This is a genomic window from Mycobacterium colombiense, from assembly GCF_003284975.1.
Taxonomy (GTDB): domain Bacteria; phylum Actinomycetota; class Actinomycetes; order Mycobacteriales; family Mycobacteriaceae; genus Mycobacterium; species Mycobacterium europaeum_A.
Map to the genome: position 1 here is coordinate 14,843 of NZ_QMEU01000059.1, position 12,371 is coordinate 27,213.

Below are 12,371 nucleotides of genomic sequence, written 5' to 3' on the forward strand. Positions count from 1 at the left end.
CCGTGTTCGCCGGGCTTCGCTAGCAGCTTGGCGCCTGCCCACCTGAGCCGATCGCTTGCAACGCATCCACTGCCTGGCCGAGCGTCTCGACCTTGACCAACCGCAGGCCGGACGGATTGTCCGAGCTGGCCTCGTAACAGTTCTTGGCCGGTACCAGGAACACCGTGGCCCCGGCCGCGTGCGCCGCGACCATCTTGTGGGTGATGCCGCCGATCTGGCCGACCTTGCCGTCCGACGAAATGGTTCCGGTCCCGGCGATGAAATTCGACTTGGCCAGGTCCCCGGTGGTCAGTTTGTCGACCACCGCGAGGCTGAACATGAGCCCGGCCGAAGGCCCACCCACGTTGGCCAGGTTGAAGTCCACGGTGAACGGCGCCCACGGCGCGTCGAGCACCGCAACGCCCAGGAAGCCGTAGTCGCGGTCCTTGTTGGCGCCCAGGGTGATCTGCGCCACACCGGCCGGCTCGTTCTTGCGGCGGTAGTCGATCGTCACGACCTGGCCGGGCTTGGTGTTCTTCAGCAAGCCGGTGAACTCCTCGACGGTGGCCACCGGGACGCCGTTGACCGCGTCGATGGCGTCACCGGTCTTCAGCTTGCCCACCGAGGGTCCCGGCTCGGGGACTTTGGCGACGGTGACAGCCGCCGGGTACTTGAGGTAGCCCAGCGCGGCATAGGCGGCGCTGTCCTCGGATTGCTTGAAGTCGGCGTTGTTGGCCTTGTCGACCTCCTCACGCGATTTACCCGGCGGATAGATGAGGTCGCGCGGTACCAGCTGCTCGGTGTCCGAAAGCCACAGCGTCAGCGCCTCGCCCAGCGTCAGGTCGTCGCGCTGGGACACCGTCGTCATATTGAGGTGCCCGGTGGTCGGATGCGTCTGGGTGCCCTCGATCGCCACCACCTGCTTGCCGTCGACCTCGCCGAGGGTGTCGAAGGTGGGGCCGGGCCCCAGCGACACGAACGGCACCGTCACCACGGCCAGCAACACGCCGAACACCACGATCGGCACCAGCGCGACCACCAAGGTCAGGATGCGCCTGTTCACGCCGATCAGACTAGACGGCGGGCGCCGCGCGGTGTTCAGCCACGACGTCGGGTCAGCCGGGTTCAGCTACAAGCTGACCCGAGGTCGCGCCGCGTGACCTAGCGGTGAGTACCGTTGAGGGTATGGCTGACCTGCCTTTCGGGTTCTCCTCGGGAGACGCTGGAGACGACCCCGACAAACGCGGGAAGAAAGATCCCGAATCGGGCTCGAACCCGTCCGACCCGTTCGCCGCCTTCGGCATGAGCGGTGAATTCGGCATGGGCGACTTGGGGCAGATCTTCACCCAACTCGGCCAGATGTTTTCCAGCGCGGGCACTGTCGGGGCCGCCGGAACCGGCTCGGGACCGGTGAACTACGACTTGGCGCGCCGCGTCGCGACGAATTCGATTGGCTTCGTGGCGCCGATTCCGGACACCACCAACTCGGCGATCGCCGACGCGGTGCACCTGGCCGAAACCTGGCTGGACGGGGCAACGGCGCTGCCGGCGGGCACCACCAAGGCGGTGGGATGGACGCCCGGCGACTGGGTCGAGAACACCTTGGAGACCTGGAAGCGGCTGTGTGACCCGATGGCACAACAGATTTCGACGGTCTGGGCGGCGTCGCTGCCCGAAGAGGCCAAGAGCATGGCCGGCCCGCTGCTGCAGATGATGTCGCAGATGGGCGGCATGGCGTTCGGCTCGCAGCTTGGACAGGCGCTGGGCCGGCTGTCCCGCGAGGTGCTGACCTCCACCGACATCGGTCTACCGTTGGGGCCCAAGGGAATTGCCGCGGTCATGCCCGACGCCGTCGAATCGTTTGCCACCGGACTGGAGCGGCCGCGCAGCGAGGTCCTGACCTTCCTGGCCGCACGGGAGGCCGCCCACCACCGGCTGTTCAGCCACGTGCCGTGGCTGTCGAGCCAACTGCTCGGCGCCGTCGAGGCCTACGCCATGGGCATGCAGATCGACATGTCCGGAATCGAGGAACTGGCGCGCGACTTCAATCCGGCGTCGCTGTCGGATCCGGCGGCCATCGAAAACCTGCTCGGACAGGGCGTTTTCGAGCCCAAAGCCACGCCGGCCCAGACGCAGGCGCTCGAACGGCTGGAGACACTGCTCGCCCTCATCGAGGGCTGGGTGCAGGTGGTGGTGGCCGGGGCGCTGGGCGACCGGATCCCGGGCGCGGCCGCGCTGGGCGAGACGATGCGCCGCCGCCGGGCCAGCAGCGGCCCCGCCGAGCAGACCTTCGCGACGCTGGTCGGCCTCGAGCTGCGGCCCCGCAAGATGCGTGAGGCCGCGGCGTTCTGGGAGCGCCTGACCGAGGCCGCCGGGGTCGACACCCGCGACGGCATCTGGCAACACCCGGATCTGCTGCCCGACGCCGAGGACCTCGACGAGCCGGCGGGCTTCATCGACCGGGTCATCGGCGGCGACACCAGCGGCATCGACGAGGCCATCGCCAAACTCGAGCGCGAGGGCCAAGGTCCCGACGGCCCGGGTCCCGACGGCGGCTCTGTGGATAACTGAGCGGAGTTGTCGCCCCCGGCGTGACACAGTTGCGCGGTGACTCAGCGGTGCCAGGCCGTCCTTTCCACCTACGCGCTGGATCCGGCGCTCCCGGTCCTGCTGAGGCCCGACGGCGCGGTCCAGGTGGGCTGGGATCCGCGGCGCGCGGTGCTGGTCCGCCCGCCGGGCAGCCTGGCCGCCGCCGAGCTGGCCACCCTGTTGCGGTCGATGTGGTCGCCGACCCCGCTCCCGGAGTTGCAGCGCCGCGCGCTCGACCACGGGCTGACCGACGCCGACGGTCTGCGAAACCTGGTCGCGCAGTTGGTCGGTGCCGGGGTGGCCACCGAATGCGGGCGGCCACGCGGGCGGGCGGCCTCGGTGCGGATCCACGGCCGCGGGCCGCTCTCGGAACTGCTGGGGGAGGCGTTGCGCTGTTCGGGCGCGCGGATCGCGCACAGCAGCCAGCCGCACGCCGCGGTGTCGGCCCACGACGTCGATCTGGTGGTGCTGTCGGATTTCCTCGTCGCCGACCCGCGCATGGTGCGCGATCTGCACAGCCAGGGCGTCGCCCACCTGTTGGTGCGGGTGCGCGACGGCATCGGACTGGTGGGTCCGCTGGTGATCCCCGGGGTGACCAGCTGCCTGGGCTGCGCGGACCTGCACCGCCGGGACCGCGACGCGGCCTGGCCGGCGATCTGCGCGCAGCTGCGCGAAACCGTCGGGGTCGCCGATCGGGCCACCGTGCTGGCGACGGCGGCGCTGGCGCTGGCTCAGGTGAACCGGGTTATCGCGGCCGTGCGCGGACGGGAGGCGCCGGCCGATCCCGACCCACCCCAGACGCTGAACGCGACCCTGGAATTCGATGTGCACTCCGGCGCGATCGTGACGCGGCACTGGGTCAAACACCCGCTGTGCCCATGCTGAATCGCGCCTACTTCCGTTATTTCGCTTGGCCTTGCCGGGCGGCCAGCGACGGCCGATTGGCCCCCTGACCCGCGTTTACCAAGTGTGACAACGAGCGTTGTCGGCGTATCTCCACATAGCGGTGGCCATCATGGATGATGGATACGTGGCAGACATCAAAAGAGGCCGCGCTGCGCGCAACGCGAAGCTGGCCAGCATTCCCGTCGGGTTCGCCGGCCGGGCAGCGATCGGATTCGGTAAGCGGCTGACCGGAAAGTCCAGGGACGAGGTCCAGGCCGAGATCCTGGAAAAGGCCGCCCACCAGCTGTTCACCGTGCTGGGTGAACTCAAGGGCGGCGCAATGAAGGTGGGCCAGGCGCTGTCGGTGCTCGAGGCCGCGGTCCCCGAGGAATTCGGCGAGCCGTACCGCGAAGCGCTGACCAAGCTGCAGAAGGACGCCCCGCCGCTGCCCGCCGCCAAGGTGCACCGGGTGCTCGACGCCCAGCTGGGCACCAAGTGGCGCGAACGGTTCAGCTCGTTCGACGACACCCCGGTGGCCTCGGCCAGCATCGGCCAGGTCCACAAGGGCGTGTGGTCCGACCGCCGCGAGGTGGCGGTCAAGATCCAGTACCCCGGCGCCGACGAGGCCCTGCGGGCCGACCTCAAGACCATGCAGCGCCTGGTCGGGGTGTTCAAGCAGCTCGCGCCGGGCGCCGACGTGCAGGGCGTGGTAGACGAGCTGATCGAGCGCACCGAGATGGAGCTGGACTATCGGCTGGAGGCCGAGAATCAGCGCGCCTTCGCCAAGGCGTATCAGGACCACCCCCACTTCGCGGTGCCGCGCATCGTGGCCAGCGCGCCGAAGGTGGTGATCCAGGAGTGGATGCAGGGCACCCCGATGGCCGAGATCATTCGGCACGGCACCGTCGAGCAGCGCGACTTGATGGGCACCCGCCTGCTCGAGCTCACCTTCGACGCGCCGCGCCGGCTGGGGATGCTGCACGGCGACGCCCACCCCGGCAACTTCATGCTGCTGCCCGACGGTCGCATGGGCGTGATCGACTTCGGCGCCGTGGCCGCGCTGCCCGACGGCCTGCCGGTCGAGCTCGGTATGAGCATCCGGCTGGCCCGCGACAAGAACTACGACGAGTTGTTGCCGACGATGGAGAAGGCCGGCTTCATCCAGAAGGGCCAGCAGGTGTCGGTGCGCGACATCGACGACATGCTGCGCCAGTACGTCGAACCCGTCGAGGTCGAAGTCTTCCACTACACCCGCAAGTGGCTGCAGAAGATGTCCGCCATCGAGATCGACCGGTCGGTGTCGCAGATCCGCACGGCCCGGCAGATGGATCTGCCGCCCAAGCTGGTGATCCCGATGCGGGTGATCATGTCGGTGGCCGCGATCCTGTGTCAGCTCGACGCCCACGTGCCGATCAAGGCGCTGTCCGAAGAACTGGTGCCCGGCTTCGCCGAACCCGACAACGCGGTCATCTAGCCGCTGCGCCCTAGGCGGCGGCTCCGTCGTCTTTACGCGGGCGTCCGCGGGGCCGTTTGAAGCTCAGGACCGAGCCGCGGTCGATGATCTCGCCGCCCCACACGCCCCAGGGCTCGGCCCGTTCCAGTGCGGCCGCCAGGCACTGGCGGCGGACCGGGCAGCCGGTGCACAGCGTCTTGGCCCGCTCGAGATCGGCCGGGGTGTCGGCGAACCACAGGTCGGGATCTCCGACGTGACACGGCAGGGATTGTCTGGGGACTGTCGGTGCCGACATGTGCTACCACCTACTTCCTGATCTGGGTTGGGCGTCCGTTGGGAGTGATCCGGACCAGGTCAGGAAGTTGTCTGCTGAACAACTATGGCCACGGATCCTGGTGACTTCGGGTCCGTGGCCATCTGGGGATAAAACCGGGCTGGTGCTTAGCTTGCCTTCGGTGGGCCCCCGACTTGTACGGACGCGTCGGTCGCGGCGGCGGCGCGATGCTTACGCGCGGCCGCCGAGGCGGCGTGTGCGGCATGGGTGGTGGCAGCGTCGAACGCCGCGCGGGCCACGCCTACACCGAAAGCGTCGTTGATCATCGTGCCCACCCCCTTCCCGTAATGCCGACTTCCGTGGTGCCGAGTTGTGCGCTTCGAGGGTAAACGGTCACCGCGGATGACCACAACCGATTTATTGACCTGCGGGTTTACCGGTCAGCGGCCGCGGACCAGCTCCAGCACGTCGGGCCCGTACTGTTCCAGCTTGCGTGCGCCGATGCCCGGGATCGCGATCAGCGCCTCTTCGTCGTCGGGCAGCAGCTCGGCGATGGCGATCAGCGTGTTGTCGGTGAAGACGACGTAGGCGGGCACCTTCTGCTCCTTGGCGATGTCGAGCCGCCAAGCCTTGAGCCGCAGCAACAGGTCCTCGTCGATGTCGGCGGCGCAGGTCTCGCAGCGCCGCAGCATGACGGCCGCCGGGGTGGTCAGGTTGTGGTTGCAGATCCGGCAGCGGGTCGCGGTGCCGCGGGTGCGCCGAGACTTGTTGGGCGCCGCGTCGGCCCGCGCCTGGGGTGCGATGCCGTTGAGGAACCGTGACGGCTTGCGCCCCTGGCGCCCGCCCGGGCTGCGGGCCAGCGCCCAGCTGAGCGCCAAATGCGTTCTAGCCCTGGTGATTCCGACGTAGAGCAGCCGGCGTTCCTCCTCGACCGCTTCGCTTTCGGCGCCGTGCGCCAACGCGTGCGAGATGGGCAGCGTGCCGTCGGCCAACCCGACCAGGAACACCGCGTCCCACTCGAGCCCCTTGGCCGCGTGCAGCGACGCCAGCGCGACGCCCTGCACCACCGGTGCGTGCCGGGCGTCGGCGCGCATCCGGAGTTCGGCCATCAGCCCGGGCAAGTCGAGCTGCGGACGCTGGGCGACTTCGTCGTCCACCAGCTCGGCCAAAGCGGTCAGCGCTTCCCAGCGCTCGCGGGCCCGGGCGCCCACCGGTTCCTCGGCCGTCAGCCCCAGCGGTTCCAGCACCGCGCGCACCACGTCGGGCAACGGGCCTGCTGGGCCGCGCTCGGCCGCCCGGTGCAGCGCCAGCAGGGCCTGCTTGATCTCCTGACGGTTGAAGAACCCCTCGCCACCGCGAACCTGATAGGCGATGCCGGCCTCGGTCAGCGCCTCCTCGTAGATCTCCGATTGCGCGTTGACGCGGTACAGCACCGCGATCTCGGACGGCGGGGTGCCGGATTCGATGAGCCGCTTGATGGACGCCGCGACCGCGGCGGCTTCGGCCGGTTCGTCGGGATGCTCGTGGAACGAGGGCGCCGGACCCGGCGCCCGCTGGCCCACCAGGTGCAGCTTGCTGCCGGCGACGCGGCCGCGCGCCGCGGCGATCACCTGGTTGGCCAACGACACCACCTGCGGGGTGGAGCGGTAATCGCGCTCCAGGCGCACCACGGTGGCGTCAGGGAACCGACGGGAGAAGTCGAGCAGGAACCGCGGCGAGGCCCCGGTGAACGAGTAGATGGTCTGGTTGGCGTCGCCCACCACGGTCAGGTCGTCGCGATCGCCCAGCCACGCCGTCAGCACCCGCTGCTGCAACGGCGTGACGTCCTGGTACTCGTCGACCACGAAGCAGCGGTAGCGATCCCGGAACTCCTCGGCCACGGCGGGATCGTTTTCGATCGCGGCGGCGGTGTGCAGCAGGAGGTCGTCGAAATCGAGCAGGGTGACGTTGTCGCCGCGGGATTTGAGGGCCTCGTAGGCGGCGTAGACGGTGGCGACCCGCGCGGCGTCCAGCGGGATGTCGCGCGCGGCGGCGGCCACCGCGGCCGGGTATTCCTCCGGCCCGATCAGCGACGCCTTGGCCCACTCGATCTCGCCGGCCAGGTCGCGCACGTCGTCGCTGCTGGCGTTGATCCGGGCGCGGGCGGCCGCCCGGGCGACGACGGCGAATTTGCTGTCCAGCAGCTGCCAGCCGGTGTCGCCGACCACACGCGGCCAGAAATACCGCAGCTGTCGGTGGGCGGCCGCGTGGAACGTCAGGGCCGAGACTGCGCCGACGGTGGTGTCCTCGCCCGCCGCGGCGTCGATCATCCGCAACCTCGAGCGCATCTCCCCCGCCGCCCGCTGGGTGAACGTGACGGCCAGCACCTGGCCCGCCGCGACGTGACCACTGGCAATCAACTGGGCGATGCGGTGCGTGATGGTGCGCGTCTTTCCCGTGCCGGCGCCGGCAAGCACGCACACCGGGCCGCGGGGAGCCAGCACGGCCTCGCGCTGCTCGTCGTCCAGCCCGGCTGTCAAGGGATCGGCGACCGTCGGCATGGCGTCCATCTTGGCAGCGGTCGCCGACAAACCCGGCGCATCGCCACACCTTGATCGGCGGCCTGGCGTGTCGCCCCGGCGAGTCGCCGGATTCCGCGGTACCCCCGGCACGGAATGCATCGTCGCCGGGCTACATCCAACCGCCCGCTCCTCCGCATCCCGTCCCCCTCGCCGCTGCGCGGCTGGGCGGTACCCCCGGCACGGAATGCATCGTCGCCGGGCTACATCCAACCGCCCGCTCCTCCGCATCCCGGCACGGAATGCATCGTCGCCGGGCTACATCCAATCGCCCGCTCCTCCGCATCCCGTCCCCCTCGCCGCTGCGCGGCTGGGCGGTACCCCCGGCACGGAATGCATCGTCGCCGGGCTACGTTAACCAGCTATGACCTCTGCCCCGCTCACCGTCTACACGACCTCCTGGTGTGGTTACTGCCACCGGCTGATGACGGTGCTCAAGTCCAACGGAATTCCCTACGAGGCGGTCGACATCGAGCACGACGCGGCGGCCGCTGATTTCGTCAGCTCGGTCAACGGCGGCAACAGGACGGTCCCGACGGTCAAGTTCGCCGACGGGTCGACGCTGACCAACCCGAGCGCCGCCGAGGTGAAGGCGAAGCTGGCCGAGACCGGCAGCTAGGCCCGCTCAGTCGAGCGCGGCCCAGGATTCGATGATCACGCGGGCGATCGAGATCGACCCGGGCAATAGCAGTTTCGACTCCGACGAGCTGGACCAGTCCCCCGCCGCCAGCGCGGCGCGCACCTCATCGCGGGTGAACCAGGCCGCCTCGGCGATCTCGCCGTCGTTGAAGGAGAACTCTTCGGCCGGGTCGGCGACGGCGTGGAAACCGACCATCAGCGAGCGCGGGAACGGCCACGGCTGACTGCCCAGGTAGCGCACGTCGCGGACGGTCAGCCCGATCTCCTCGCGGATCTCGCGGGCGACGCACACCTCGAAAGACTCACCGGCCTCGACGAACCCGGCCAGCAGCGAGAACATCCGCTCCGGCCACACCGCCTGGCGGGCCAGCACCGCGCGGTCACCGCCGTCGTGGACCAGGCAGATCACCGCCGGGTCGATGCGCGGGAACTCCTCGTGACCGGTCACCGGGTTGATTCGTGCCCAGCCCGCCCGGGCCGGCCGCGTCGGCGACCCGTCCTCGGGGCTGAAACGGGCCTTCTCATGCCAGTTCAGCAGCGCGACGGCCGCGGACACCAGCTGGCTGCTGGTGTCGTCGAAGATCGGGCCGAGGCTGCGCAGGTTCACCACCTCGGCGTGCGCGCCGGGATCGTCGGGGGCCTGCAGCGCGCCGCGGATGCCCCACACGTGCCGGCCGTCCTCCAGGCGCCCCAGGAACACCGCCTCCGACGGCGGCTTGTCGCCGATTTCGGCGGCCGCGCCGAGCACCACCCGGCCGTTGGCGGCCAGCACCTGGTTGCGCGAATCCACCCGCAGCAGCGCCGCCTCCGCCCAGCCGGCGGTGGCGGCCTCGACGTCGGTGCGCAGCTGATCGGCGCGGTCGGCGCCCACCCGCGACAACAACGGGACGCTGCGCAGCTGAAAGTCCGAGATCGCCATCAGTGGTCGGCGTTTCGGATGTAGAGCAGTCGGTCGTTGGCCTCGATGGCATCCACCTCGGGTGCGCCGATGCGCAGCAGGTGGCCGTCGCGCACGACACCGAGCACGATGTCGCGCAGGTGCCGCGGCGATCCGCCGACTTCGGTCTGTTCCACTTCACGCTCGGCGATGGCCAGCCCGGCGTCGGGGGTCAGCAGATCCTCGATCATGTCCACAACGCTGGGCGTGGTGGTGGCCAGCCCCAGCAGCCGGCCGGCGGTGGCCGAGGAGACCACCACCGAGTTCGCGCCGGACTGCTGCAGTAGGTGCTGATTCTCGGTCTCCCGGATCGAGGCGACGATCTTGGCGTTGGGTGCCAGCTCGCGCGCCGTCAGCGTCACCAGCACCGCGGTGTCGTCGCGGCTGGTGGCGACCACGATGGACGCCGCGTGCTGGGCGCCGGCCAGCCGCAGCACATCGGCTTTGGTGGCGTCGCCGTGCAGGGTGACCAGGCCCGCGCTCTCGGCGTGCTCGAGCGTGCCCCGATCGGTGTCGACGACGACGACCTCGGCCTGGGCGGTCTCGTCACCGAGGATGGCGGCGACCGCCGTCTTTCCCTTGGTGCCGTAGCCGATCACGATGGTGTGGTTGCGCACTCTGCTCCTCCAACGCTGAATCTTCCACCCTTGGCGAGACCGCTCGGAGAGCACTTCGAGCGTGGTGCCGACCAGCACGGCCAGGAACGCGATCCGCAACGCGGTGAAGATCAGGGTGTGCACCAGGCGTGCGGTTTCGGTGTACGGAGTGATGTCGCCGTACCCGGTCGTCGACAGGGAGACCGCGGAGAAGTACACGCAGTCCAGAAACGTCAGCGGTTGGTTGCGCACGTCGCGGTAACCGGTGCGGTCCAGGTAGACGATGACCGCCGCGGCCAGCAGCACCACCAGCGCGATGGCCAGGCGACGGGTGATGACGCGAATCGGACTCGCATGATCCTCAGGGATGCGCACCACGCCGATCAGCTGGTGACCGCGCTGAGTGGTCAGCGTTTCGTCCAGACCGCTGCGCTTTCGGGACCTACCGTTGCCCACGGCGGCCCGTCACCGGCTGCACTTCTGCGCACGAGACACGCACGGGTCTTATGTAACCACGGCCACAGCGTCCCCAATACTCGGGCGGCGCAGGTCACACCCCGACGCGGCCGACACCGCCGGGATCCGACAGTAGGTCCGCGACCTCGGCGTCGCTCGGCAGCTCGTCGGGAATCACCGTGGCGCCGGCGCGCACGTAGTAGAAGGCGGTGCGCACCGACGATTCGGGGACGCCGGCCAGCGCCGCCCAGGCCGAGCGATACACCGCGAGCTGGACGGCGGCCTGCCGCATTGCCTCCGGCCCGTGCGGCGGTTCACCGGTTTTCCAGTCGACCACGGTGGCCCCACCATCGGGATCGGCGAAGACCGCGTCGATGCGCCCCCGCACCAGCGTGTCACCGATCGGCATTTCGAACGGCACCTCCACGGCGACGGGAGTCCTTGTAGCCCAGGGTGATTCGGTGAACGCTCGCTGCAAGGCGGCCAGTTCCGCGCTGTCGCCGACGTCGGAATCCGCCGCACCGGGCAGGTCACCCAGATCGAACAGGCACTCGGCGCCGTAGAACTTCTGCACCCATGCGTGAAAGGCATTGCCCAGCAACGCATGCGGTTCGGGACGCGACGGCAGCCGATGCCTCAGGCGCTGCGCCGTGCCCGCTGGGTCGCGCGCCAGGCCGACCAGGGAGCTGACCGACAATTGGCCGGGCAGGGCGAGCGGCGGCGGCTGCACCAACCGGGCACGCTCGGCGAGCAGGGCATCGACATCGGCGGCCCAGCCGTCCACGTCGATGCCGGTTTCGGTCGCGCCGGCGCGCAGCGCCTGAGCCACCAGTGCCGCCCCGCGCTCGACGTCGTTGCGACGCTCGGCCAGGGGGTCGGGCGGCCACGCCGCCTCGATGACGTTGTCGCGCAGTGGATTTAGCTCACCGTCGGCGGGTGGCGGCGCCCAGTGCTCCACCGTTCCACACGGGTCGCCGGCCGCGGCCGAATCGTCGATGACGGCCTTGATCTCGCACAAAAAGTCCGACGGGCCGCGCGGCTTGATGCCGGTGACCGCCCAGTGGTGCCCGGACACCAGCAGGGTGTCCTCGGCGCGGGTGATGGCGACGTAGAGCAGCCGCCGCTCCTCGTCGATGCGCCGCTGCTCGAGCCGGCGGCGGTGCTCGGAGATCTTGTCCGACAGCTGCTTTCGGTTGGTGACGTCCGAGGTGTCCATCACCGGGATGCCCAGGGCGCCCGCGGCGGCGCGGTCGCCGCGCAACAGCGGGGGTAGCTCGCCGGCATCGGTGAGCCAGGTGCTCTTCGACGCCGTGGACGGGAAGGTGCCACCGGACAGGTGGGCCACCGCCACCACCTGCCATTCCAGCCCCTTCGCCGAGTGCACGGTGAGCACTTGGACGCGGTCGCGGGCGACCGCCAATGGTGCCGGCGCCAGGCCGTTTTCGACCGACTCGGCCACGTCTAGGTAGGCCAGCAGGCCGGTCACCGACGTGGCCGTCGATCCGTCAGCGGGCCCGGTTGCGGCGTCGGTGCGTTCGGCGTACGCGGCGACGACGTCGGCGAACGCGTCCAGGTGCTCGGTGCCGGCCCAGCCGGCCCCGACCCCAGCCGCGGCCCGGACCTCGCAGTCGATGCCCAGCACCCGGCGCACCTCGGCGACGAGGTCGCCGAGCGGATGGCCGAGGTGGGCGCGCAGGGCGCTCAGTTCGGCGGCCAGCGCCGTGATGCGTTGATACCCTGCGGCCGAATATGCCTCGGCCGCACCGGGATCGGCGATCGCGTCGGCCAGACACACGGTGTCCGCGTCGGGGTCGGCCGCGCTCGCGATCGACTCGGGCGAGCAGGCGTCGGCCACCGGCACACCCCCGTCCAGTGCCCGCGCGCGCTGCCACAACGCCGCGAGGTCACGCGCGCCCAGGCGCCAGCGCGAACCCGTGAGCACCCGCATCGCCGCCGCGCCGGCCGTCGGATCGGCGATGAGCCGCAGCATGGCGACGACCTCGGC

The 12,371-nt window shown here is 70.1% G+C and carries 10 protein-coding genes; 4 read left to right on the forward strand and 6 right to left on the reverse strand.

Translation table 11 applies throughout. The features are described 5' to 3' along the window. Window positions 1–19: 19 nt before the first annotated feature. Window positions 20–1,042: a YlbL family protein gene (locus tag DQP58_RS17690; RefSeq protein ID WP_112709573.1), complete on the reverse strand. Its 1,023-nt coding sequence runs from the start codon at window positions 1,040–1,042 to the stop codon at window positions 20–22. Window positions 1,043–1,146: 104 nt separating this feature from the next. On the opposite strand from DQP58_RS17690, the gene DQP58_RS17695 reads away from it, so the two are divergent. From DQP58_RS17695 to DQP58_RS17705, 3 genes are all read left to right on the forward strand, one after another. Then, window positions 1,147–2,550 (forward strand): zinc-dependent metalloprotease, encoded by a 1,404-nt coding sequence (locus tag DQP58_RS17695; RefSeq protein ID WP_165827906.1) that lies wholly within the window; start codon window positions 1,147–1,149, stop codon window positions 2,548–2,550. 36 nt (window positions 2,551–2,586) lie between these two features. Beyond that, window positions 2,587–3,453, forward strand: a complete 867-nt coding sequence (locus DQP58_RS17700; RefSeq protein ID WP_112709575.1) for a cyclodehydratase — start codon at window positions 2,587–2,589, stop codon at window positions 3,451–3,453. A gap of 130 nt (window positions 3,454–3,583) precedes the next feature. Continuing rightward, on the forward strand, window positions 3,584–4,927 hold the full coding sequence (locus DQP58_RS17705; protein ID WP_112709580.1) for a macrolide-binding ATPase MABP-1: 1,344 nt from the start codon (window positions 3,584–3,586) through the stop codon (window positions 4,925–4,927). Window positions 4,928–4,937: 10 nt separating this feature from the next. Here DQP58_RS17705 and DQP58_RS17710 read toward each other — a convergent pair whose 3' ends face one another. Together DQP58_RS17710 and DQP58_RS17715 are read right to left on the reverse strand one after the other, a co-directional pair. After that, the gene (locus DQP58_RS17710) at window positions 4,938–5,201 is read right to left on the reverse strand and encodes a WhiB family transcriptional regulator (protein WP_066871160.1); all 264 of its coding nucleotides are present in this window, start codon (window positions 5,199–5,201) and stop codon (window positions 4,938–4,940) included. A 419-nt stretch (window positions 5,202–5,620) separates the two neighbouring features. Further along, on the reverse strand, window positions 5,621–7,720 hold the full coding sequence (locus tag DQP58_RS17715; protein ID WP_165827907.1) for an ATP-dependent DNA helicase UvrD2: 2,100 nt from the start codon (window positions 7,718–7,720) through the stop codon (window positions 5,621–5,623). A 382-nt stretch (window positions 7,721–8,102) separates the two neighbouring features. On the opposite strand from DQP58_RS17715, the gene mrx1 reads away from it, so the two are divergent. After that, window positions 8,103–8,357 carry a mycoredoxin Mrx1 gene (mrx1, locus tag DQP58_RS17720; protein WP_112709577.1) on the forward strand — a complete coding sequence of 85 codons (255 nt, stop codon included), beginning with the start codon at window positions 8,103–8,105 and terminating at the stop codon, window positions 8,355–8,357. Between the two features lie 6 nt (window positions 8,358–8,363). Here mrx1 and nudC read toward each other — a convergent pair whose 3' ends face one another. The 3 genes from nudC to DQP58_RS17735 form a co-directional block, all read right to left on the reverse strand. Continuing rightward, a complete protein-coding gene (gene nudC, locus DQP58_RS17725; protein WP_112709578.1) occupies window positions 8,364–9,296 on the reverse strand; it encodes an NAD(+) diphosphatase in 933 nt (310 codons plus the stop codon). Continuing rightward, a complete protein-coding gene (locus DQP58_RS17730) occupies window positions 9,296–10,366 on the reverse strand; it encodes a potassium channel family protein (protein ID WP_112709579.1) in 1,071 nt (356 codons plus the stop codon). Before DQP58_RS17730 ends, nudC begins: the two co-directional genes overlap by 1 nt. A gap of 94 nt (window positions 10,367–10,460) precedes the next feature. Further along, window positions 10,461–12,371 (reverse strand): 3'-5' exonuclease (locus DQP58_RS17735; RefSeq protein ID WP_133259393.1); only part of this gene is annotated, 1,911 nt, incomplete at its 5' end.

What these genes read in the sequence shown, in the direction of transcription:
- nudC (WP_112709578.1), bottom strand. Translation starts at nt 9,296, where the DNA reads ATGGCGATCTCGGACTTTCAGCTGCGCAGCGTCCCGTTGTTGTCGCGG.
- mrx1 (WP_112709577.1), top strand. Translation starts at nt 8,103, where the DNA reads ATGACCTCTGCCCCGCTCACCGTCTACACGACCTCCTGGTGTGGTTAC.
- DQP58_RS17705 (WP_112709580.1), top strand. Translation starts at nt 3,584, where the DNA reads ATGGATGATGGATACGTGGCAGACATCAAAAGAGGCCGCGCTGCGCGC.
- DQP58_RS17710 (WP_066871160.1), bottom strand. Translation starts at nt 5,201, where the DNA reads ATGTCGGCACCGACAGTCCCCAGACAATCCCTGCCGTGTCACGTCGGA.
- DQP58_RS17715 (WP_165827907.1), bottom strand. Translation starts at nt 7,720, where the DNA reads ATGCCGACGGTCGCCGATCCCTTGACAGCCGGGCTGGACGACGAGCAG.